The 22,316-nt window shown below is 73.6% G+C and carries 21 protein-coding genes; 8 read left to right on the forward strand and 13 right to left on the reverse strand.

The window, feature by feature from the left end:
- Nucleotides 1–30 precede the first annotated feature (30 nt).
- Nucleotides 31–696: a response regulator gene (locus tag ACFVGS_RS02300; RefSeq protein WP_384409661.1), complete on the reverse strand. Its 666-nt coding sequence runs from the start codon at nt 694–696 to the stop codon at nt 31–33.
- On the reverse strand, nt 693–2,012 hold the full coding sequence (locus ACFVGS_RS02305) for a sensor histidine kinase (protein ID WP_385689557.1): 1,320 nt from the start codon (nt 2,010–2,012) through the stop codon (nt 693–695). The genes ACFVGS_RS02300 and ACFVGS_RS02305 overlap by 4 nt, the downstream gene beginning before the upstream one ends.
- A 153-nt stretch (nt 2,013–2,165) precedes the next feature.
- Between ACFVGS_RS02305 and ACFVGS_RS02310 the strand changes: the two genes are divergently transcribed.
- Both ACFVGS_RS02310 and ACFVGS_RS02315 read left to right on the forward strand, forming a co-directional pair.
- Nucleotides 2,166–2,705 carry an ArsR/SmtB family transcription factor gene (locus ACFVGS_RS02310; protein WP_384409665.1) on the forward strand — a complete coding sequence of 180 codons (540 nt, stop codon included), beginning with the start codon at nt 2,166–2,168 and terminating at the stop codon, nt 2,703–2,705.
- A gap of 17 nt (nt 2,706–2,722) precedes the next feature.
- Nucleotides 2,723–3,997 (forward strand): MFS transporter, encoded by a 1,275-nt coding sequence (locus tag ACFVGS_RS02315; RefSeq protein WP_385690019.1) that lies wholly within the window; start codon nt 2,723–2,725, stop codon nt 3,995–3,997.
- Between the two features lie 230 nt (nt 3,998–4,227).
- On the opposite strand, the gene ACFVGS_RS02320 is transcribed toward ACFVGS_RS02315, so the two are convergent.
- Nucleotides 4,228–4,932 (reverse strand): TetR/AcrR family transcriptional regulator, encoded by a 705-nt coding sequence (locus ACFVGS_RS02320; RefSeq protein WP_385689560.1) that lies wholly within the window; start codon nt 4,930–4,932, stop codon nt 4,228–4,230.
- Nucleotides 4,933–5,276: 344 nt separating this feature from the next.
- Here ACFVGS_RS02320 and ACFVGS_RS02325 point away from each other — a divergent pair, with 344 nt between their 5' ends.
- Entirely contained in the window at nt 5,277–5,744 is a 468-nt protein-coding gene (locus ACFVGS_RS02325) for a nitroreductase family deazaflavin-dependent oxidoreductase (protein ID WP_385689563.1), read from the forward strand.
- Nucleotides 5,745–5,824: 80 nt separating this feature from the next.
- On the opposite strand, the gene ACFVGS_RS02330 is transcribed toward ACFVGS_RS02325, so the two are convergent.
- Nucleotides 5,825–7,330 carry a geranylgeranyl reductase family protein gene (locus ACFVGS_RS02330; protein WP_385690022.1) on the reverse strand — a complete coding sequence of 502 codons (1,506 nt, stop codon included), beginning with the start codon at nt 7,328–7,330 and terminating at the stop codon, nt 5,825–5,827.
- A 185-nt stretch (nt 7,331–7,515) separates the two neighbouring features.
- On the opposite strand from ACFVGS_RS02330, the gene ACFVGS_RS02335 reads away from it, so the two are divergent.
- Complete coding sequence (locus ACFVGS_RS02335) at nt 7,516–8,880, forward strand: dipeptidase (RefSeq protein WP_384409673.1); 1,365 nt, start codon at nt 7,516–7,518, stop codon at nt 8,878–8,880.
- Nucleotides 8,881–8,979: 99 nt separating this feature from the next.
- Nucleotides 8,980–9,699, forward strand: a complete 720-nt coding sequence (locus tag ACFVGS_RS02340; protein WP_384409675.1) for an MBL fold metallo-hydrolase — start codon at nt 8,980–8,982, stop codon at nt 9,697–9,699.
- 56 nt (nt 9,700–9,755) lie between these two features.
- On the opposite strand, the gene ACFVGS_RS02345 is transcribed toward ACFVGS_RS02340, so the two are convergent.
- A complete protein-coding gene (locus tag ACFVGS_RS02345) occupies nt 9,756–10,796 on the reverse strand; it encodes an NUDIX domain-containing protein (protein WP_384409676.1) in 1,041 nt (346 codons plus the stop codon).
- 173 nt (nt 10,797–10,969) lie between these two features.
- Between ACFVGS_RS02345 and ACFVGS_RS02350 the strand changes: the two genes are divergently transcribed.
- Nucleotides 10,970–11,164: a hypothetical protein gene (locus ACFVGS_RS02350; protein WP_384409678.1), complete on the forward strand. Its 195-nt coding sequence runs from the start codon at nt 10,970–10,972 to the stop codon at nt 11,162–11,164.
- Between the two features lie 383 nt (nt 11,165–11,547).
- Here the strand turns inward: ACFVGS_RS02350 and ACFVGS_RS02355 are convergent, their stop codons facing one another.
- Nucleotides 11,548–12,498, reverse strand: a complete 951-nt coding sequence (locus ACFVGS_RS02355) for an ROK family protein (RefSeq protein ID WP_384409680.1) — start codon at nt 12,496–12,498, stop codon at nt 11,548–11,550.
- Between the two features lie 320 nt (nt 12,499–12,818).
- On the opposite strand from ACFVGS_RS02355, the gene ACFVGS_RS02360 reads away from it, so the two are divergent.
- Nucleotides 12,819–13,856: a LacI family DNA-binding transcriptional regulator gene (locus tag ACFVGS_RS02360; protein ID WP_384409907.1), complete on the forward strand. Its 1,038-nt coding sequence runs from the start codon at nt 12,819–12,821 to the stop codon at nt 13,854–13,856.
- A gap of 182 nt (nt 13,857–14,038) precedes the next feature.
- Here ACFVGS_RS02360 and ACFVGS_RS02365 read toward each other — a convergent pair whose 3' ends face one another.
- From ACFVGS_RS02365 to ACFVGS_RS02390, 6 genes are all read right to left on the reverse strand, one after another.
- A complete protein-coding gene (locus ACFVGS_RS02365; protein WP_385689569.1) occupies nt 14,039–16,012 on the reverse strand; it encodes a protein kinase in 1,974 nt (657 codons plus the stop codon).
- A 78-nt stretch (nt 16,013–16,090) separates the two neighbouring features.
- On the reverse strand, nt 16,091–17,380 hold the full coding sequence (locus ACFVGS_RS02370) for a DUF6986 family protein (RefSeq protein ID WP_384409684.1): 1,290 nt from the start codon (nt 17,378–17,380) through the stop codon (nt 16,091–16,093).
- A gap of 164 nt (nt 17,381–17,544) precedes the next feature.
- Nucleotides 17,545–18,507, reverse strand: coding sequence for an electron transfer flavoprotein subunit alpha/FixB family protein (locus ACFVGS_RS02375; protein ID WP_385689572.1), 963 nt, complete (start codon nt 18,505–18,507; stop codon nt 17,545–17,547).
- 56 nt (nt 18,508–18,563) lie between these two features.
- Nucleotides 18,564–19,349 carry an electron transfer flavoprotein subunit beta/FixA family protein gene (locus ACFVGS_RS02380; protein ID WP_384409688.1) on the reverse strand — a complete coding sequence of 262 codons (786 nt, stop codon included), beginning with the start codon at nt 19,347–19,349 and terminating at the stop codon, nt 18,564–18,566.
- Nucleotides 19,350–19,548: 199 nt separating this feature from the next.
- Nucleotides 19,549–20,118: a flavin reductase family protein gene (locus ACFVGS_RS02385; RefSeq protein WP_384409690.1), complete on the reverse strand. Its 570-nt coding sequence runs from the start codon at nt 20,116–20,118 to the stop codon at nt 19,549–19,551.
- A gap of 221 nt (nt 20,119–20,339) precedes the next feature.
- Complete coding sequence (locus ACFVGS_RS02390; protein WP_385689576.1) at nt 20,340–20,651, reverse strand: TlpA family protein disulfide reductase; 312 nt, start codon at nt 20,649–20,651, stop codon at nt 20,340–20,342.
- A gap of 235 nt (nt 20,652–20,886) precedes the next feature.
- Here ACFVGS_RS02390 and ACFVGS_RS02395 point away from each other — a divergent pair, with 235 nt between their 5' ends.
- On the forward strand, nt 20,887–21,612 hold the full coding sequence (locus tag ACFVGS_RS02395) for a lysophospholipid acyltransferase family protein (protein ID WP_384409694.1): 726 nt from the start codon (nt 20,887–20,889) through the stop codon (nt 21,610–21,612).
- Between the two features lie 46 nt (nt 21,613–21,658).
- On the opposite strand, the gene ACFVGS_RS02400 is transcribed toward ACFVGS_RS02395, so the two are convergent.
- Nucleotides 21,659–22,261 carry a transglutaminase family protein gene (locus tag ACFVGS_RS02400; RefSeq protein ID WP_385689579.1) on the reverse strand — a complete coding sequence of 201 codons (603 nt, stop codon included), beginning with the start codon at nt 22,259–22,261 and terminating at the stop codon, nt 21,659–21,661.
- Between the last annotated feature and the right edge of the window lie 55 nt (nt 22,262–22,316).

Below are 22,316 nucleotides of genomic sequence, written 5' to 3' on the forward strand. Positions count from 1 at the left end.
ACGCGGCCGCCGGCCTCAGCCCAGCCGGCCTCAGCCCAGCCAGCCCGGCCGGACCAGGCCCGACTCGTATGCCAGCACGACGAGTTGGGCCCGGTCGCGGGCGCCGAGCTTCACCATGGTGCGGCTCACATGGGTCTTGGCGGTGAGCGGGCTGACCACCAGACGCCGGGCGATCTCCTCGTTGGACAGGCCGAGGCCGACCAGCGCCATCACCTCGCGCTCCCGCTCGGTGAGTTCGTCGAGCCCGGTGGCCCGCGCGGGCACCTTGGAGCGGGCCGCGAACTCCTCGATCAGCCGCCGGGTCACGCCGGGCGAGAGCAGCGCGTCTCCGTCCGTCACCGCGCGCACGGCACGCAGCAGTTCCTCGGGCTCGGTGTCCTTCACCAGGAAGCCGGAGGCTCCGGAGCGGATGGCCTCGAAGACGTACTCGTCGAGCTCGAACGTGGTCAGCATCACCACCTTGACCCCGCCGAGCTCGGGGTCCCCGGTGATCTCGCGGGTGGCGGCGAGCCCGTCGAGCACCGGCATCCGGATGTCCATCAGGACGACGTCCGGGCGCAGTTCGCGCACCCGCGCCACCGCCTCCGCGCCGTCCGCCGCCTCGCCCGCCACCTCGACGTCGGGCTGGGCGTCCAGGAGCGCGCGGAAGCCGGCCCGTACCAGCGACTGGTCATCGGCGAGCAGGACACGGATCACGGTGACTCCTCGGAACGTACGGGGAGATGGGCGCGCACCCGGAAACCGCCGTCCGGCCGGGTGCCCGCCTCGATGGTGCCACCGAGCGCCGCGGCCCGCTCCCGCATTCCGGCGAGTCCGTTGCCGCTGCCTCCGGCGTCGCCGCCGGTGGCCGGACCTTCGTCGTCGATCCGCAGGTCGAGGACGTCGGAGCCGTAGTCGAGGACGACCGTGGCCGTCCGTGAACCCGAGTGGCGCACCACGTTGGTCAGCGCCTCCTGCACGATCCGGAACGCGGCGAGCTCGGTACCGGGCGGCAGCCGCCTGCGCCGTCCACGGATCTCGGTCCGTACGGTGAGGCCGGCCGCGGCGGCCTGGTCGACGAGCTCGGGGAGCCGGTCGAGAACGGGCGCGGGCGCGCGGGGCGCGTCTCCGGGCGTGCGGAGCGTGTCGAGCACCTGGCGCACCTCGCCCAGGGCCTCCTTGCTGGCCGACTTGATGGTGGTGAGGGCGGTGCGGGCCTGGTCCGGGTCCGAGTCGAGCAGGGCCAGGCCGACACCGGCCTGGACGTTGATCACGGAGAGGGAGTGGGCGAGGACGTCGTGGAGTTCGCGGGCGATCCGAAGCCGCTCCTCGTCGGCCCTGCGCCGCTCGGCGGCGGCCCGCTCGGCGCGTTCCCTGGCCCACTGCTCGCGGCGGACCCGGGCGAGTTCGGACGCGGCGAGGATCGCCACGACGAAGGCGGCGACCGGGAGTTCCTGTCCCCAGGGCGCGGCGACGTCCGCGGGCGGCGGCAGATGGCGGTAGAGCCAGTGGGCGAGCAGCAGGTGTCCGGCCCAGAGCAGTCCGAGGGCCCACCAGGCGGCCCGCCGGTGCCCGTGCACGACGGCGGCGAAGCAGGCGACGGCGACGGGCACGAACACCGGGCCGTACGGGTAGCCGGCGGCCAGATACGCCAGGGTCACCGCGGACACGCCGAGGACGACGGGCACCGGGTGGCGGTGACGCAGGAGCAGCGGCGCGGCGGCGAGCACGAGCAGGACGCGGCCGAGGACGTCGAGGGCGACGCGGTCGGGCTGGCCGCGGCCGGCGAACCCGGAGCCGACGAGCACGAGGACGGTGACGAGCAGGGTGGACCGCCACGGCAGCCCGCCACCGGAGTCACCCCTCGCCCAACGAGGCCGACCACCGTGCCAGGGCCCGCCGGACCGCGACTCGCCTCGCCACGGACCACGAGACCGTGACTCGCCTCGCCACGGACGGCCCGACCGCGGGGCCCGGCGGTCCGGTGGTCCGTCGCCGCCGGGGGCCGGTGTGCTGGTCGGCTCTTCGTCCATGCGGCCACGCTAGACGCGGCCGGGACACGGGTGCGTCAGCCGGGCGGGGTGGTCACCCGTACTCCACGAGGAGTAGGGGCGGTGGCGGGAGGGGCCGGAAGTCCGCGCGAAATCCCCTTGCTCAATGGTCAAGAATCGTTGACCATTGCTCGCATGCCTACCGATGATCTTCCCGAGACGTTCCACGTCACCACCGACGAGCAGCTACGCGCCGTTTCCAACCTCACGCGTCACCGGATCATGGCCGTGCTCCGCTTCGAACCGGCGACGATCACGCAGATCGCCGAGCGGGTGGGGCTCGCGAAGGGGAGTTCCAGCTATCACGTGCGGCTGCTGGAACGAGCCGGGCTGGTGAAGGTGGTGCGAACGCGGAAGGTCCGGGGGGTCACCGAGCGGTACTACGCGATGGCCGCGCGGGCGATCGTGCTGCCCGATCCTGGCGAGGGAGGTCCGGATGTGCTGATGCGGCATGCGGTGGCGGACCTGGAGGCGTCGCCGGCAGATGGCGAGCGGCATGTGGGGATGGCGCATCTGCGGCTCACGGAGGAGCAGTTCGCGGAGCTGGGGGCGCGGCTGCAGGCGCTGGCGGACGAGTACCGGGAGTTGTCCGATCCGTCGCTGCCGGACGCGTCACTCGTCTTCGCCCTGTTCCACCCGGCCATGCGCGGGCAGGCCGAAGGGGACGCCAGGTGACCTCAGTCCTTCGGAGGCTGCCGACGGGGTTCGGACGTCTGTGGACCGCGCAGACGATCTCCTCGCTCGGTGACGGGGTGTCGCATGCCGCGCTGCCGCTGCTCGCGTTGACGTTGACGCGGGATCCGATGGCGCTCGCCGTCGTCACGGCCGCCGGGACGCTGCCGTGGCTGCTCTTCGGTGTGCTCGGCGGTGCGCTGGTGGACCGCTGGGACCGCCGGCGCACGATGTGGGTCACGGACGCGGCGCGCGCCGTGCTGCTCGCGATACCCGCGGTAGCGGCCGCGCTCGACGTACTGAGCATTCCGCTGCTCGCGGCCGTCGCCTTCCTCCTCGGCCTCGGCGGACTCTTCTTCGACACGGCCGCCACGGCCTATCTGCCGGATCTGCTCGGCCGCGACCCCGCGCTCCTGGAGCGCGCCAACTCCCGCCTGCGCAGCACCCAGACAGCCATGTCCGGCTTCGCGGGGCCGCCTGCGGGAAGTGCCCTGCTCGCGCTCGGGCGGGCGGTTCCGCTGCTCGCCGACGCGGTCTCGTTCATGCTCTCGGCGCTGCTCGTACGTACGCTGCCCGCCATGCCGCGGCCCGTGCCGGAGGCCCGCGAAGGACTGCTTCGGCAGGCGCGTGACGGGGCCTCGTACGTCTTCCGGGACCGGTTGCTGCTCGGGCTCGCACTCCGCCCGGCGGTCGGGAACGTCGCCTTCCTCGCCGTGGAGACCGTCCTGGCCCTCTTCGCGCACGACCGCCTCGGCATCGACACCTACGGCTTCGGCCTGCTCCTCACGGCCGAGGCCACCGGCGGTCTGGTCGGTGCGGGCATCGCCTCCTTCCTCGGCCGACGACTCGGCACCGGCACCGCACTGACCTGCACAGCCGCCGTCGAAGGGCTTGCCATCCTGGGCCTGGCCACTGCCCCGAACCCGTACGTGGCCGGGCTGGCGCTCGCCGTCTGCGGGGCCGGCATGGGTGCCACCATGGTGCTCGCGCCCTCCCTCCGACAGGCCGTCGTCCCCGCCCACCTGATGGGCCGGGTCGCCTCCACCTCCCGCATGCTGGCCATGTGCGCCGCCCCCGTCGGGGCCTTCCTCGGCGGCTGGCTGGCCACCACCTACGACATCCGCACCCCGCTCTACGCCGCCGCCGTCCTCCTCCTGGCGATGACGGCTGTCACAGCATCCATGACCAGCAACCGCCGGGTCGAAGCGGCGCTGCGCGCCGCCGGCCCGGCCGGCGGTCCGGATGCCCCGGCAGCCAAGGATCCCGCCCAGGAGAGCGCACCCGACTTGTTGTGACGCCTGCCGCGAAGGCGTCAGAACATGAAGGCGTCAGAACATGAAGGCGTCAGAACACCTCGGGTGCCAGGCTCCGCTGGGCGCGACGAGTGGCAGGGCCGGTCGGTGGCCGCGGCTGCCGTGGCAGATCGCGCGGGCCGGGCGGTGGCGGAATTCCTGCACGGTGAGCGGCCGGTTCATCGGGCGTCGGCAGGTGTCGTCAACCGGGTCGGCCAGGGCGAGCAAGTGCGTCAGGGCCGCGGGAGCAGGCCGACCTCGCGGCCGAGGCGTTCGGCGGCGGTCGCGAAGAAGGCGTCGCGGTCCCCGACGATGTTGTCGAACTGCCCGAAGACCTCGAAGGAGATCAGCCCGAACAGCTCGGCCCACGCGGACACGAGGGCGGCGGCCAGCGGCGGCGGCAGATCCGGCGCGATGTCGGCGGCGAGCCGCTCCGCCTCGGCGCGCAGCGCGTCCGGCAACGGCGGCAGGGCGATGCCCTTGCCGCGGTAGGCGGCGCGGGCGACGGAGACGAGGAGCAGGCCGACCCGGGAGGCGGGGGCGACGGTGTCCTGCGGCGCGGTGTAGCCGGGCACCGGGGAGCCGTAGATGAGCGCGTACTCGTGGGGATGGTCGACCGCCCAGGCCCGTACGGCGCGGCAGACGGCGGTCCAGTGGGCGAGGTGGTCGCCGGGCGCGGCGGCCTCGGCCGTGGCGTGGGCGCGTTCGGCGGCGGCGCCCACGGAGTCGTAAGCGTCGATGATCAGCGCGGTCAGCAGGTCGTCTCGACTGGGGAAGTAGCGGTAGAGCGCGGAGGAGACCATGCCCAGTTCGCGGGCGACGGCGCGCAGCGAGAGCTTCGCGGCGCCTTCGGCGGCGAGCTGACGGCGGGCCTCGTCCTTGATGGCGGCGGTGATCTCGATCCGGGCGCGGGCGCGTGCTCCCTGGGCGGTCGTCATGGAGATCAGTGTGCCACGTTTCGGAGCACTGCACCGAAACGAGAGCACTGCTCTTGCTTACGAGCACCGATCCGTGCACACTGGTCCCAGAACGAGAGCAGCGCTCACGCTTCGGATCGCCGCTCGCGTTTAGGAGCAATGCTCACACTTCGGATCATCGCTCAGCTTTATGGGCACCGCTCGCACTCAAGAGCGTTGCCCACGCGTCAGGGCGCTGCTCACGCTTCAGAGCACCGCCTGCGGCGCTTCCGCTTCCGAGCCCGATCGCGTTCCAGAGCGGCGCTCACCCTTCAAAGCGACGATCACGGATCGGATCGGCGCTCACACACTCACCGGAGGCCCCCATGTCCGCCCAGCGCCCCACCGCACACGTCATCAAGCCCGGCTGGTTCACGGTCAACGTCATGAACCGCTTCGTCGCCTGGCTGACCCGCCGCGGCGTCAGCGTCTGGGGCTCCCGCGTCCTCGCCGTACGGGGCCGCAAGAGCGGCGAGTGGCGCCGCACCCCGGTCAACCTGCTGACCCTGGACGGGTCCCAGTACCTCGTGGCCCCGCGTGGCCACGTCCAGTGGACCCACAACATGCGGGCGGCCGGCGGCGGCGAGCTGCACCTCGGCCGGCACGTGCAGCCGTTCACGGCCGTCGAGGTCGCCGACGACGAGAAGCCCGCCCTGCTGCGCGCCTACCTGAAGCGCTGGAAGGCCGAGGTCGGCGTCTTCTTCCAGGGCGTCGGACCGGACTCCACGGACGAGGAGCTGCGCGCGATCGCACCCCGGCACCCCGTCTTCCGGATCACGGCCACCGACGCGTGAAGGCGGTGCGGACCTCCATGGTCCGCACCGCCCTCGTAGGGATGGCTCCCGAGGGACGCTCCCTCAGGAGGCGTCACTCATCAGGCCTCCGGCGCCCGCGCCTCCGGCGCCCGCGCCTCCGGCGCCTCGCCGCTGCCGTCACCACCGCGACCGTCGCCACCGCGACCGTCGCTGCCGCTACCGCCCTTGGCCCGGACGTCACCCCCGACTCCGCCGCCGTCAGCGTCGCCGCCGCCCTCCGGGCCTCCGTCGGCCCCGACGGCCCCGGCCCCGGCCCCGTCGGCCCCGTCCTTCTGGGGCGCGACGCCCCGGCCCGCCGGGCCCACGCCGACCGAGGTGTCCATCGAGCGGTCCAGCAGGTCGAGCGCCCGGCGCGCGAGGCCGTTGCCCCGGACCAGGCCGGCCAGCGTCGTCGCACCGCGCGTGATGTCGGTGAAGGCCGTCCAGGCCGGCCGCACGCCCGTGATCGCCGCGTGCAGCAGTCCCGGGCGGCGCTCGAACGCCGCGAGCATCCGGCGCCCGACGGCCATCTCGACGCCGAGCCCCGCCTTGATGGCGAACGCGTAGTTGAGCGCCTGTCGGCGCGCGTCCACCGCGTCGCCCGCCTCCGCGATGCGGACCGCCCACTCGCCGGCGAGCCGCCCCGAGCGCAGCGCGAAGGAGATGCCCTCGCGCGTCCACGGCTCGAGCAGCCCGGCCGCGTCGCCGCAGACCAGGACCCGGCCGCGGGAGAGCGGCGAGTCGTCGGTGCGGCAGCGGGTCAGATGGCCGGAGGAGATCGCCGGCTCGAAGCCCGCGAGGCCCAGCCGGGCGACGAAGTCCTCCAGATAGCGCTTGGTGGCCGCGCCCTCGCCGCGCGCCGAGATCACGCCGACGGTCAGCGTGTCGCCCTTGGGGAACACCCAGCCGTAACTGCCGGGCAGCGGGCCCCAGTCGATGAGGACCCGGCCCTTCCAGTCCTCGGCCACGGACGGCGGCACCGGGATCTCGGCCTCCAGGCCGAGGTCGACCTGGCCGAGCTTGACGCCGACGTGCGCCCCTATCCGGCTCGCACTGCCGTCGGCGCCGACGACGGCACGGGCGAGGACGGTCTCGCCGTCGGCCAGGACCACGGCCACGGTCCGGCGGTCCGGCACGGCCGGGCCGTGCTGCTCGACCCGGCTGACGGTGACCCCGGTGCGCAGCTCGGCGCCCGCCTTCTGGGCGTGCTCGACGAGCTGGGCGTCGAACTCGGGCCGGTTGATGAGCCCGAAGAGCATGCGGCGGGAGCGGCGCGTACGGGCGAAGCGGCCGCCCATCGAGAAGGTCACGGCGTGCACCCGGTCCTGCAGGGGCAGTTCGAAGCCGGGCGGCAGCGCGTCGCGCGACGGGCCGATGATGCCGCCGCCGCAGGTCTTGTAGCGGGGCAGCTCGGCCTTCTCCAGGAGCAGCACCCGACGGCCGGCGACGGCCGCCGCGTAGGCCGCCGAGGCCCCGGCGGGACCGGCGCCCACGACGACCACGTCCCAGACCCGCTGCTCCTCGTCCGGGTCCCCCGGACCCGCTCCAGCCTCTGCCGCTCCGGCGTCTGCGTTCTCGCTGCTCACGATGTGCTTCTGCTCCTGATCCGACCGGTTGTTGCTGCTCTTCACGCATCCTACGGCTCGGTAGCGGGGCCCGGCCGTGTCGCCTCGCGCCGTAGGATCGGGCATGCGTTCGCCGTACCACCGACACACGGCGACGAGCCGAGACCCGACACCGTCACAACGTCGCACCCACCAGGAGCGTGCCCATGACCGCGAATCCGATCGCCGAGACCGTCGCATCCCTGATGCCCCGCGCCAAGGCGGAGCTCACGGAGCTGGTGGCCTTCCAGTCGGTAGCGGACGAGGCCGTCGCCCCGCGCAGCGAGTGCGAGGCCGCCGCCAACTGGGTGGCGGACGCGCTGCGCGCCGAGGGCTTCGAGGACGTGGCGCTGCTCGACACGCCGGACGGTTCGCAGTCGGTGTACGGCGTGCTGCCGGGCCCGGCCGGCGCCCCGACCGTGCTGCTCTACGCGCACTACGACGTGCAGCCGATGCTGGTCGAGTCGGCGTGGGTGACGCCGCCCTTCCAGCTGACCGAGCGCGAGGACGGCCGCTGGTACGGGCGCGGTGCGGCCGACTGCAAGGGCGGCTTCATCATGCACCTGCTCGCGCTGCGCGCCCTGAAGGCGAACGGCGGCGTGCCGGTCACGGTCAAGGTGATCGTGGAGGGCTCGGAGGAGCAGGGCACCGGCGGTCTGGAGCGTTACGCGGAGGCGCACCCCGAGCTGCTGACGGCGGACGCGATCGTCATCGGCGACGCCGGCAACTTCCGGGTCGGGCTGCCGACCGTGACGGCGACCCTGCGCGGCATGACGATGATCCGGGTGACCATCGACACGCTGCAGGGCAACCTGCACTCGGGCCAGTTCGGCGGTGCCGCGCCGGACGCGCTGGCGGCGATGATCCGCGTCCTGGACTCGCTGCGCGCGGAGGACGGTTCGACGGTCATCGACGGGCTGCCGGCGGACGCGGTGTGGGAGGGCCTGCAGTACCCGGAGGCCGACTTCCGCAAGGACGCGAAGGTCCTGGACGGTGTGGACCTGCCGGGCAACGGCACGGTCGCCGACCGGATCTGGGCGCGGCCGGCCGTGACCGTCATCGGCATCGACTGCCACCCGGTGGCGGGCGCCACGCCGTCCATCCCGGCGACGGCCCGCGCGCAGCTCAGCCTGCGCGTGCCGCCGGGCCAGGACGCCGCGAAGGCGACGGAGCTGCTGTTCGCGCACATCGAGAAGCACACGCCGTGGAACGCGCGGGTGAGCCTGGAGCAGGTCGGCCAGGGCCAGGCGTTCCAGGCGGACACGTCGAGCCCGGCGTACGTGTCGATGGCGGAGGCGATGAAGGTCGCGTACCCCGGCGAGGAGATGCAGACGGCCGGCATGGGCGGCTCGATCCCGCTGTGCAACACGCTGGCCACGCTCTACCCGGAGTCGGAGATCCTGCTGATCGGCCTGAGCGAGCCGGACGCGCAGATCCACGCGGTGAACGAGTCGGTGTCGCCGCAGGAGCTGGAGCGGCTGTCGGTGGCGGAGGCGCACTTCCTGCTCAACTACGCCCGCTCGAAGGCGTAGTTCCCGGCCCACGGTTGCCTTCGTGGTCACGCTATGGGCGGAACTCGCCCAGAGCGTAGACCTGTTGGGCGGGCGGGGTGCGGCACGTAGGTTCGGGTCATGGACTATGCGAACCCCGTGGAACTCGTGGAGATCACTGCCCGTCTGCACATGCTCCGGTTCTCCGTCGGTCAGGCCTATCTGTGGCGTGACGGTACGGGGAACGACACGGAGCTGACCCTGATCGACGCCGGCTGGGCGGGCTCGGCCGACGCGGTCGAAGCGGCGCTGCGCGGGGCGGGCCTCGACCCGTCCCGGCTGCGCCGGATCGTGCTCACCCACTGCCACCGCGACCACGTGGGCGCGGCCGAGGAGCTCGCGGACCGCTTCGGTGCGGAGATCCTGGCGCACGCCCTGGACGCCCCGGTGATCCGCGGCGAACTGCCCGTACCGGAGCCGGACCTGCTGGACTGGGAGCGCCCGCTGTACGCCCACGGCCTGACGGTGCCGGAGGCGCCGCCGACCCGCGTGGACCGGGAGGTCGCGGACGGCGAGGAGCTGCCCTTCGGCGACGGCGCGGTGGTCCTCCACGCCCCCGGCCACACGCCCGGCTCGCTCGCGCTCCATCTGCCCCGCCACGGCGTCCTGTTCACGGGCGACACGGTGGCGTCGATGCCGGACGTGATGTTCGGCGTGTTCCACGTCGACCGCGCCCAGGCCCTGGCGTCGATGCGCCGACTGGCCGACCTGCGTCCGTCGGTCCTGTGCTGCGGCCACGGCGAACCGGTCACGACGGACACGGCGGAACGCCTGACCAAGGCGGCCGAGCAGGCGGGGTGACCGGCCCCGGAGGCATCCACGGCCCCGTGCCGAGCCGGTCGGCCTGTCGGCTCCGGTCAGCCCACCGGGACGCCCGCTTCCAGGTTCAGGACCGTGCCGCGTTCGCGGGCGCGGAGGGCCCAGCGGAGGCGGTGGTAGCGGACGGGCGGGAGGAGGTCGGCGGCTTCCTCCTCGGTGACGAAGCGCCAGGCGCGCAGTTCGGCGCCGGGCAGGAGGAGGCGTTCGGCGTCGGCGGAGTGGAGGCGGCCGCCGTCGAAGAGGAGGCGGAGGCCTCCGTAGCCGGGTGGCTGGGGCCGTTCCCAGTCGACGAGGAGCAGGCGCGGCACGGTCTCCAGCCGGAGGCCGATCTCCTCGGCGACCTCGCGGATGCCGGCCCGGGCGGGTGCCTCGCCGGGTTCGACGACGCCGCCGGGGAACTCCCAGCCGGCCTTGTAGGTGGGGTCGACGAGCAGGAAGCGGTCGTCCTCGTCGAAGAGCAGCACGCCCGCCGCCAGCGTCTCGCCGGTGGGTTCGGGCGTCTGGACGATGCCGCAGGGTGCGGCGTGTCCTGCGGTGACGGCCTCGGCGACGGTGCGTGCGGCCTCGGCGGCGGTGAGGGCGGAGTTGTCGACGGTGTACGCGTCGGCGGCGAGCCAGCCGTCGCGGGCGGCGCGGTACGGGTCGAGGTGGTCGAGGCACCAGCGGCGGGCGCGGGCCTCGGCCTCCGGGTCGCCGGGGTGCTCGACGCGGCTTTCGATACGGTCGCGCAGGATCGTTTCGTCCTGGGTGAGCAGGACATGCCGCACGTCGATCCGGCGAGCGGCGAGGCCCCCGAAGATCTCGTCGCGGTACTCCTGCCGCAGCAGTGTCATCGGCACCACGAGCACCCCGCCGACCTCGGCGAGCAGCGCGGCGGCGGTGTCCACGACGAGCCGGCGCCAGATCGGCAGGTCCTGGAAGTCCGTCACCTCAGCGAGACGTTTCTGCGGAAGGAGCAGGCTCATGGCTCCACCGGTGAGCTCGGGGTCGTACAGCGTGCTGTTCGGGATCAGATCGACCAGCTCACGCGCGGTGCTGCTCTTTCCCGCGCCGAACGCACCGTTGATCCAGACGATCACGATTCCCCCTCTTCGGTTGCCCCCAGTGGCTTGCCCGCACCACCCTGCCACGGAAACCCCCGGCCGTCGGCGCCCCTTCCGGAGGGGGCGTCGGGGAACCGGGGCACGTGCCCGGCGCGTAACACTTCGCGAACGGCCGTCGTTGGAAACGGCGAGCACGAGGGGGTGCGGAGATGGATCGTACGGTTCTGGAGCGGTTTCCGGCGGGCGGACCGCGCGGCAGCTGGCCCGCTGAGGAGTTCGCGAGCGCACGGCGCGACGAGGGGCTGCCCGCGCGGGTGGTGATGGACCTGGAGTCCGACACCTTTCTGGTGATCGTGGAGCAGCGCTCGCCGGAGACGTTACGGGGCCGGGGGCACCGTTCGTAGCCCCGTTCGGCCGTCCCCGCCTCAGGCGCGCGGAGGCACGGCCCGACACCGGCCGTGCGCCGGTGCGCCCGACGCGCGCCGGGTCGCGCAGGGGGCAGCCCGAGCGGCGCGCGCAGGGCGCCCGCAGCCGGGCCGCGCGCCTGGCGGCCCGTCCGGAGTCGCGCGCCGGGTGCACCCGCTGCCGCGCGCAAGCCCCCGAGCGCGCTCGCGGGGCCTGGCGTCGGCCCCACCCAGTCCGCCGGCAGGCGCCGAGCGCGCTCACGCGCCGTGCCCGCGGACCAGCGCACCCGTATCCCATCGCACCGGGCGCGTGCACCGGGCCCGCGCACCAGCGCACCCGTGCCCCGCGCACCCGCCACCCGCCCCCGCGCACAACCCTGCGCTCAGTCCCGCGCCCGTTCCGCCGCCCCCTCCGGGGTCGCTGCCGCCGCCGCGCCGAGGAGGCCGGCGTCCGTGCCGGTGAGTGCGGGGACGACCTCGATGCCCTGGACGAAGGAGAGCGTCGCGTACGAGCGGAGGCTGCGCCGGAGCGGGTCGAAGAGGACCGGGCCCGCGCCCGCCACTCCCCCGCCGATCACGGCGATGTCGATCTCGACCAGGGTGGCCGTGGCGGCGATCCCGGCCGCGAGCGCCTGCGCGGCCCGCTCGAAGGAGGCCACGGCGACCGGGTCGCCCGCGCGGGCCGCGGCGGCCACCGCGGCGGCGGAGGTGTCGCCGTCGGGTCCCGGCCGCCAGCCGTTCTCGAGGGCGCGGCGGGCGATGTGCGGGCCGCTGGCGATCCGTTCGACGCAGCCGCGGCCGCCGCACGGGCAGCTCTCGCCGTCCAGGTCCACACTCATGTGGCCGATGTGACCGGCGTTCCCGGTCGGACCGGGGTGGACCCGTCCGTCGAGGACGAGGCCGCCGCCGACGCCCGTGGACACCACGAGGCACAGCGCGTTGTCGTGGCCGCGCGCGGCGCCCTGCCAGTGCTCGGCGGCGGTCATGGCGACGCCGTCGCCGACGAGGGTGACGGGCAGCCCGCCCGTGGCCCGGCGCACCCGCTCGACCAGCGGGAAGTCGCGCCAGCCTGGCACGTTGACCGGGCTCACCGTGCCGGTGGAGGCGTCGACCGGTCCCGCGCTGCCGATGCCGACGGCCCGCGCCGAGGCCCACAGCGGCGAGCGGGCGAGCTCGTCGAGCACGGCCGCCACCGCGCCCATCACGGTCTCGCCGTCCTCGCGCGCGGGCGTGGGCCGCTGCGCCCGGAGGAGGATGCGGCCCCCGGCGTCGACCAGCGCTCCGGCGATCTTGGTGCCGCCGATGTCGAGGGCGACGACGAGGTCAGTGCGCATGGGCTCCGGGTCTCCGTGGGCGGTCAGTCGGTGCGACCTACAGTCTTCCCACCTCTGACAACGTTGTCCAGCCCTATGCTCGACAGCAACGAGATCGAGATCGAAATCGCCGGGCACCCGCCCCGTACGACAACCGAAAACACCCGGGCATCCCGGGCCCCCGAGACAACCTCAGGCACCCCCGGGAACCCGCCGAGACCGACCGGCACCGCCCACGCCGACCGGCATCCGCCGACATCGGCCGGCACCGACCGGCATCCGCCGACACCGGACGGCACCCGCCGACACCTGACACCCGCATGACGGAGGAACCGCGCACCGTGGCCGACATCGCCCGCCGCCCCGAGCACCGCTACGGCAATCGGCCCACCATGAAGGACGTCGCCGCCCGGGCGGGCGTCGGCCTGAAGACCGTCTCACGGGTCGTCAACGGCGAGCCGGGCGTCACGCCCGACACCGAGCGCCGGGTCCAGGAGGCCATCGATTCGCTCGGCTTCCGCCGCAACGACAGCGCGCGGGTGCTGCGCAAGGGACGCACGGCGTCGGTCGGCCTGGTCCTGGAGGACCTGGCCGACCCGTTCTACGGTCCGCTCAGCCGCGCCGTCGAGGAGGTGGCCCGGGCCCACGGCGCGCTGCTCATCAACGGTTCCAGCGCCGAGGACCCGGACCGCGAGCAGGAACTGGCGCTCGCGCTGTGCGCGCGGCGGGTCGACGGGCTCATCGTCATCCCGGCGGGCGGCGACCACCGCTATCTGGAGCCGGAGATACGCGCGGGCGTCGCCACGGTCTTCGTGGACCGCCCGGCGGGCCGGATCGACGCGGACACGGTGCTGTCCGACAGCTTCGGCGGCGCGCGGGCGGGCGTGGCGCACCTGATCGCGCACGGCCACCGCCGGATCGGTTTCATCGGCGACCGGCCGCGGATCCACACCGCCGCCGAGCGGCTGCGCGGCTACCGGGCGGCGATGGACGACGCCGGGCTCGACGTGGCCGAGGAGTGGGTGTCCCTCGGCCCGACCGACCCGGAGCGCGTGACGGCGGCGGCCGAGGCGATGCTGTCCGGGCCCGAGCCGGTGACGGCGCTCTTCGCGGGCAACAACCGGGTCACCGTGACGGCGGTACGGGTGCTCGCGGGCCGCGAACGCCCGGTCGCCCTGGTCGGCTTCGACGACATCGAACTCGCGGACCTGCTCGGCATCACGGTCATCGCGCAGGACGCGGCGGCCCTGGGCCGCACGGCGGCGGAACGGCTGTTCCGCCGCCTCGACGGGATCGAGGAACCTCCGTCGACGGTCGTCCTCGGCACCCGGCTGATCGCCCGCGGCTCGGGCGAGATCCCGCCGCCGCCCGCCGCCTAGGACCTGTCCGACCGCAGGCCGCCTGCCAGGACCAGGCCCCTTCCGACGGATCCCGGCCGGACGGGCCCGGGTCCGGCGGCTCACGGCCGCACCGGCCGGCCGGCCGCACCCGCCCGCCCGGCAGACCACGGCCGCCACACCGACCCGCCCGGCCGATCACCACCGGGCGGACGCCCCGCCCGTCAGCAGACGGGCAGGCCCGGCACCGGGCGGTCGTTGTCGCCGCCCTTGATGTAGACGACGCTGAAGTAGACGTTGGTGTTGCCGCTGTCGTCGTCGGTCCTGGCCCACCACACGTTGGTCCAGCTGCCGTACGTCTCGCGGCGGCCGAGGTTCACCTGGCAGTAGAAGTAGTTCGTGCCGGCGTTCAGGATGCCCATCTCGCCGCCGTCGTGACGGTAGGTCTTCTCGGTGCGCCACACCTGGCAGTCGTACTTCCCGCCGCCGCGGGAGGTGCAGCCGCCGGACGCGGGGCTCGTGGCCGTACCACCGCCGGAGCCGCCGCCGGCGGTAGCGCTCGGCGCGGGCGCCCTGGTCGTCCGCGACGCCGAGGGCGCCGGTGCGGACGAGGAGCCGGCGGCGGGCGAGGACGGGGAGGCGGACTTCCCGGCGCCTTCCTTCGACGGCGTCGCCGACGCGGAACCACTGCCGCCGGCGCTCGGGGTGGCCCCGGGCGCTCCCGGGTCGAGGACCCGGCCGGGCTCGCCGGTCGGGCTCGTGGGCGCCTGACCGCCGGCCACCTGGCCCTGCCCCGCCTCGCCGTCCTTGCCGACGAGGGCGTACGTCACGCCGCCGCCGACGAGCAGGACGGCGGCCGCCGCCGCGGCGGCGAGGACCGACGAGCGGTTTCGTCCGCCCCGGCCGCGGGCGCGGCCGGCGCCCGGCGCGACGGGCGAGGTCTGCGGTCCCGACAGCGGTACCGCGTCCGGCGCGACGGGCGTGACCGGCGGCCCCTGCGGCGGGGTGCCGTGCGTGCCCTGGACGCCGTACGGCACGTGCGCCGGGGCGTACGGCGTCGGAACCGTGCCGCTGCCGTCCGCCCCCGTGGCCGGCGGCACCGCCGGTCCGAAGCCCTCCGGGCGGTGCGGTACGGCGTCGGGCTCGGTCGGCACCCACAGGTGCGCGGCCCCGGGGGCCGGGGGCCCCACGGCGTTCGGTACGTCTCCGGGCCCGCGGGCCGAGCCGTGCGGCGCCGCGCCGTGCGACACCGAGCCGTGCTGCGCCGACGCCGGGCCGTACCCGGCCGGTGCCGGTGCCGCGCCCTGCGCCGCCGTTGCCGCACCCGGTGCGAGGCCCTCGGGACCCGGGACGTGCGCTTCGCGGCCCTCGGCGACCGCCCTCAGCAGGCCCGCCGCCGTGCGGGCGTCCGGGCGCAGCGCCGGGTCCTTGTGCATGAGCAGGCGCAGGGCCGGGGCGAGCGGGCCTGCCCGGCGGGGCTCCGGAAGGGGTTCCACGACGATGGCGTTGAGAGTGGACCAGGTGGAGGTGCGGCGGAACGGCGAGGCGCCCTCGACCGCCGCGTAGAGGGTGGCGCCGAGCGCCCAGACGTCCGAGGCGGGGCCCGGCTGCTGCCCCTGGGCGCGCTCGGGTGCGAGGTAGTCGAGCGAGCCGACGATCTCGCCGCTGCGCGTCAGATGGGTGGCGGAGCCGTCGCCGGGGTCCTCCATGGCGGCGATGCCGAAGTCGGTGAGGACGACCCGGCCGCCGGTGTCGAGCAGGATGTTGCCGGGCTTGACGTCGCGGTGGAGCACGCCGGCCTCGTGCGCGGCGGCCAGGGCGTCGAGGACGGCGGCGCCGACGGCGGCGGCCTCGCGGGGTTCCATGGTGCCGCGTTCGGCGAGGACGCCGTCGAGCGAGGGCCCGTCGACGAACTCCATGACGATGACGGGGCGGCCCTGATGTTCGGTCACGTCGTGGACGGCGACGACTCCGGGGTGGCGGACCCGGGCAGCGGCCCGTGCCTCGCGCTGCATCCGCAGGCGCAGGTCCTCCAGTTCGCGTCCCGACGCGTCGTTGTAGGTGCGCAGTTCCTTGACGGCCACCTCGCGGCCGAGGACCTCGTCGACCGCGCGCCAGACGATTCCCATGCCGCCGCGCCCGAGCTGGGCCACGACCCGGTAGCGGCCGGCAAGCCGCTCGTACTCCCCCGATGACACCGATGCCCCGTTCCCTGTCGGCCGAAGTGGACGCGTACAGGGTACGGGGCACGGGGGGCGGCCCTGCGCGGGCCGGGACTACGGGGCGGTGGCCGTCAGGTCGCCGCGCCGCGGGGCGGCGAAGCGGTCCAGGTCGGCGCGGGTGAGGCCGGTGAGGGCGTCGACCTCGGCGGTGTCGAGGGCTCCGCAGTCGATGCCGCGCAGCAGGTAGGAGCTGAGCGCCTTGGCGGTGGCGGGCTCGTCCATGACGTCGCCGCCCGCCTGGTTGGCGTAGGCGGACAGGCGCTTGGCGGCGGTCTGGAAGCCCTCGCGGTAGAAGGCGAAGACGGCGGCGTAGCGGGTGGGGATGTGGCCGGGGTGCATGTCCCAGCCCTGGTAGTAGGCGCGGGCCAGGGCGCGGCGGGTGAGGCCGTAGTGGAGCTTCCAGGCCTCGTGGACGTGGGCGGTGGAACCGACGGGGAGCACGTTGGTGGAGCCGTCGGAGACGCGGACGCCGGTGCCGGCGGCGGCGACCTGCATGATCGCCTTGGCGTGGTCGGCGGCGGGGTGGTCGCTGGCCTGGTAGGCGGCGGAGACGCCGAGGCAGGCGCTGTAGTCGAAGGTGCCGTAGTGCAGGCCGGTGGCGCGGCCCTCGGCGGCGTCGATCATGCGGGCGACGGTGGCGGTGCCGTCGGCGGCGAGGATGGCCTGGCTGGTCTCGATCTGGATCTCGAAGCCGAGCCGGCCGGCGTCGAGGCCGTGGGCCTTCTCGAAGGCCTCCAGGAGGCGTACGAAGGCGGTGACCTGCTCGGGGTAGGTGACCTTGGGCAGGGTGAGGACGAGGCCGTCGGGCAGGCCGCCGTTCTCCATGAGGCCGGTGAGGAAGACGTCGGTGGTGCGGATGCCGCGGTCGCGTACGGCGGCCTCCATGCACTTCATGCGGATGCCCATGTACGGGGCGGCGCTGAGGTCCGCGTAGGCCTCGGTGATGATGCGGGCGGCGCGGGCGGCGTCGCGGTCCTCGTCCGTGCCGCCGTAGCCGTCCTCGAAGTCGACCCGGAGGTCCTCGATGGGCTCGCGCTCCAGCTTGGCGCGGACGCGGCCGTAGACGTCCTCGGCGAGGTCGTCGGAGAGGCCGAGGACGGCGGCGAAGGTGGCGGCGTCGGGGGCGTGCTCGTCGAGGGCGGCGAGGGCCTGGTCGCCCCAGGAGCGGATGGTGCCGGCGTCGAAGACGTTGCCGGGCACGTAGACGGTGTGGACGGGCTGGCGGGTGCCGGGGTCTCCCGGGTAGCGCCGGTCCAGCTCGGCGTCGACCCCGGCGAGGGAGGCGCTGATGCCTTCGCTGACCGCGCCGGCGAGGCTCGTCGACACCTTCTCCTGCTGACCCATCCCACATCCTCCTGTTTTCCGCTGCACGGAATCAACAATCCGTATAGCGAAGTTAGTAGTCCGCCTCCACTTGCGTCAATGGGTGTCCACGGGTGGCCGAAACGGCCGGGGGCCGCGCGGTGAAGATCACCACGCGGCCCCAGGACCGATGAAGAACCCGCAGGTCAGCCCTTGCGGGACGTGATCTCGGCGGTCAGCTGCGGCACGACGTCGAACAGGTCGCCCACGACGCCGTAGTCGACCAGGTCGAAGATCGGGGCCTCGGCGTCCTTGTTGATGGCCACGATGGTCTTCGAGGTCTGCATACCCGCGCGGTGCTGGATCGCACCGGAGATGCCGGAGGCGATGTACAGCTGCGGCGAGACCGACTTGCCGGTCTGGCCGACCTGGTTGGAGTGCGGGTACCAGCCGGCGTCGACGGCGGCGCGGGAGGCGCCGACGGCGGCACCGAGCGAGTCGGCGAGCGCCTCGATGATGCCGAAGTTCTCGGCGCCGTTGACACCACGGCCACCGGAGACCACGATCGCGGCCTCGGTCAGCTCCGGGCGGCCGGTCGACTCGCGCGGGGTGCGGGCGACGACCTTGGTGCCGTGCGCCTTCTCCGAGAAGGAGACGGCGAGCGCCTCGACGGTGCCGGCGGCCGGGGCGGGCTCCACGGGAGCCGAGTTCGGCTTGACCGTGATGACCGGAGTGCCCTTGGAGACCCGGGACTTGGTGGTGTACGAGGCGGCGAACGCGGACTGCGTCGCGACCGGGCCCTCGTCACCGGCCTCGAGGTCGACGGCGTCGGTGATGATGCCGGAGCCGATGCGGACGGCGAGGCGGGCGGCGATCTCCTTGCCCTCGGCGGAGGACGGGACGAGCACGGCGGCCGGGGACACGGCCTCGTACGCGGCCTGGAGCGCGTCGACCTTCGGGACGACCAGGTAGTCGGCGAAGTCGGCGGCGTCGGCGGTGAGGACCTTGACGGCACCGTGCTCGGCCAGCGTGGCCGCGGTGTCGGCGGCACCCGTGCCGAGCGCGACGGCGACCGGCTCGCCGAGGCGGCGGGCCAGGGTCAGCAGCTCCAGGGTGGGCTTGCGGACGGCTCCGTCGACGTGGTCGACGTAGACGAGAATCTCAGCCATGGGACTTCAGTCTCCTGCGAACGAAGAGGGGCGGGTCTGGGGGGCTCGCGCGAGCCTTAGATGAACTTCTGGCTCGCGAGGAACTCGGCCAGCTGCTTGCCGCCGTCGCCCTCGTCCGTGACGATCGTGCCCTTGGTGCGCGCCGGGCGCTCGGCGGCCGAGTCGACCTTGGTCCACGAACCCTCCAGGCCGACCTCCTCGGCCTCGATGTCGAGGTCCGACAGGTCCAGGGACTCCACCGGCTTCTTCTTGGCGGCCATGATGCCCTTGAAGGACGGGTAGCGCGCCTCGCCCGACTGGTCCGTCACCGAGACGACGGCCGGGAGGGAGGCCTCCAGCTGCTCGGAGGCGGTGTCGCCGTCGCGACGGCCCTTCACGACGCCGTCCTCGATCTTGACCTCGGAGAGCAGGGTGACCTGCGGGACGCCCAGGCGCTCGGCCAGGATCGCCGGGAGGACACCCATGGTGCCGTCGGTGGACGCCATGCCGGCGATGACGACGTCGTAGCCGGTCTTCTCAATGGCCTTGGCGAGCACCAGCGAGGTACCCATGACGTCGGTGCCGTGCAGGTCGTCGTCCTCGACGTGGACGGCCTTGTCGGCGCCCATGGACAGCGCCTTGCGCAGGGCGTCCTTGGCGTCCTCGGGGCCGACGGTGAGGACGGTGACCTCGGCGTCGTCGGCCTCCTCGGCGATCTGCAGGGCCTGCTCGACCGCGTACTCGTCGAGCTCCGAAAGGAGGCCGTCGACGTCGTCGCGGTCGACCGTCAGGTCGTCCGCGAACTTCCGGTCGCCCGTGGCGTCCGGCACGTACTTCACACAGACAACGATCCTCAAGCTCACGCCGGCTCTCCTACTGCATCGTCATAACTGGGCTGCCTTGTTGCTCGCAGCATAGGCGCCTGAAGGGCGGGTTTCCGATCGGGGCGCCACATGCCCCGACCGGAATATTACTCGTCAGTACACCCAGTTCGTTACCGCTGAGCAAGCGCTCAGCCGTGTGACCTTGACAACGCGCCGGCGAGGGCCGGCAGGGGAACTCTCAGTCGCGCAGCGCGTTGAAGCGCCCCTGGTGGTACAGGAGCGGCCGGCCCGCGCCGTCCGGGTCGCCGGCGACGGCCTCGGCGATGACGATCCGGTGGTCGCCGGCCGGGACGCGGGCCACCACCCGGCACACCAGCCAGGCGAGCACGCCGTCGAGAACCGGGACGCCCTCGGGTCCGCGGCTCCACCGGGTGGGCGCGGCGAAACGGTCGGCGCCGCTGCGCGCGAAGGTGGCGGCCAGCTGCTCCTGGTGCTCGCCGAGTATGTGGACGCCGATGTGCTCGGCCTCGGCGACCACCGGCCAGCTGGAGGAGCCCGTGCCCACGCCGAAGGAGATCAGCGGAGGCTCGGCGGCGACCGAGTTCAGCGAGGTGGCGGTGAAGCCGACCGGCCGGTCGCCGTGCGCGGTGATGACCGCGACTCCGGCGGCGTGCTGCCGGAAGACCGAGCGGAGCAGGTCGGGAGAGCCGGGCCGGGGCGCGCCCGCGGTCGGGGCGGCGGGAACGCCGGGGAACGAGGGGGCCGGGGGAATCGTCGGGAGCGTACGGAGCTCGGGCGAGACGGTCATGGGGTCGTCCTTCTGCGAGGGCGGCGTGCAAGGGGTCGCGGGTTCGTCAGACACCCGGACAGCGCGCGCTCGCGTTGCGGGCCAGGTCCACGTGGGCCCGGCCGTAGAGAAGGAGTTCCGGCACCATTCCGCCAGACTGACGATCGTTGACGTGTGCAGTCAAGTGCGTACCGCGATGTGGGAGATGTGTCACCGCGTCAGGGACCGTGCCGGGCACCGGATCAGACCGCCCGTCCGAGGGCCGCGATGACGTCGGCCTTGCGGGGCTGCCCGGCGGCCCTGCGCACCACGCGGCCGGTCCGGTCCAGGACGAGCACCGTGGGCGTACGCACGACGCCCAGTGCCCGTACGAGATCCAGGCGCTCCTCGGCGTCGATCTCGACGTGCCCGACGCCCTCGACCATGGCGGCGACCTCGGCGAGGGTTCTGCGGGTGGCCCTGCACGGCTGGCAGAAGGCGGTGGAGAACTGGACCAGGGTGGCCCGCTCCCCCAGCTCGGCGCCCAGCTGGGCGGCGCCCAGGACCTCGGTCATCTCCGCTTCTCCTCCGCTCGTACCGGCAGCGTGCCGCACCCTGTGCAGCGTCGCACGGCGCCGTTCGATTCCCGCCACGGCCACCGCGAGTGACGAGAATCTCCCTGTACGAAGCCGCCAGGACTGGTCACGAGCCCGCACATGGGGCACGATCTGCAAAAAGCCGAAAACCTACGGCCGCGTAACTTCGCCGGGAGAACCCTCCTCAGGCACTGACGTAAGGGGTTCCTCCCACATGGCAGAGCTCGTCTATCGGCCGGTCATCGGTGCCGCTCTCACCATGTTCAAGGCACTGGACCTGAAGATCGACACTCAGGGTTCGGAGCACATCCCGCGGCAGGGCGGGGCGGTGATCGTCAGCAACCACATCAGCTATCTGGACTTCATCTTCACCGGCCTGGCCGCACTCCCGCAGAAGCGCCTGGTGCGCTTCATGGCGAAGGAGTCCGTCTTCCGGCACAAGGTGTCCGGGCCTCTGATGCGCGCCATGAAGCACATCCCGGTGGACCGCGCCCAGGGCGAGCACGCCTACGCGCACGCCCTGAAGGCGCTGCGCTCGGGCGAGATCGTCGGCGTCTTCCCCGAGGCGACCATCTCGGAGTCGTTCACGCTCAAGAGCTTCAAGTCGGGTGCGGCGCGGCTCGCGCAGGAGGCCGGGGTGCCGCTGATCCCGATGGCCCTGTGGGGCACCCAGCGGATCTGGACCAAGGGCCGGCCGCGCAACTTCAAGCGCAGCCACATCCCCGTGACGATCCGGGTCGGCGAGCCGATCGAGGCGCCGGCGGACCAGTACGCGGGCGCGATCACCCGGCGGCTGCGGGAGCGGGTCCAGGAGCTCCTGGAGGCGGCTCAGCGGGCCTATCCCGTGCGCCCGAAGGACGCGAGCGACACCTGGTGGGTGCCCGCGCACCTCGGGGGCACGGCGCCGACGCCGGAGGAGCTCAAGGCCAGGGAGAAGTAGTTCTCCGGCGGCTCACCGTTCCGTACCGTTCCGTAGGGGGCCCGGCTCACAGTTCCGTGGGGAGCGTCCGCCAGAGGTACGGCCGGTCCGGGGCGGCCTGGAGCACGGCGAGGACGACCGGGTGGGGCTCGGCGTGGAGCACCGGGTAGTCCACCTCGCCCGAGTCGGGCCGGACGGCCCACGCCAGCCGCTCCTCCTCCACGGAGAACTGGGCGTCGACGCCGGGAGGCACGTTGCCCCGCGGATCCTGCCGCGCCCACTTCTCCTCCCCCGGCAGCTTCAGGGCGACGAGGCCGTGGATCACCGGGTCCGAGCCGTCGTCGTCCGCGAGCCGCTGGTAGCACAGGGCGGCGGGGATGCCCCGGGCCCTCAGGAGCGCGGCGTACGCGTGGGACTTGGCGTAACAGATGCCGGTGCCCTGCTCCAGGACGTCGGAGGCGCGCCAGGTGACGCGCAGGTCCCCGGAGTCGTGGGAGTGCGGAATGGCGTCGCGGACGAACTCGAAGGCCGCCTTGGCGTATGAGTATGCATCCGGATGTTCCGCCCAGAGCCGGTCGGAGGTCTCGCGCACCACGGGATGACCGTGATCGACCGCCTCGTCGGCGGTCAGGTACGCGGAGATGTCAGGGTTCTGCTGGATGAGTTCCATGGGCGGCGAGCATAGGAATGCGGCCGGACGGGAGTCAATGGATTTCCGTCCGACC

The sequence above is a fragment of the Streptomyces sp. NPDC127114 genome (assembly GCF_042677525.1).
In the GTDB taxonomy this organism is placed as follows: domain Bacteria; phylum Actinomycetota; class Actinomycetes; order Streptomycetales; family Streptomycetaceae; genus Streptomyces.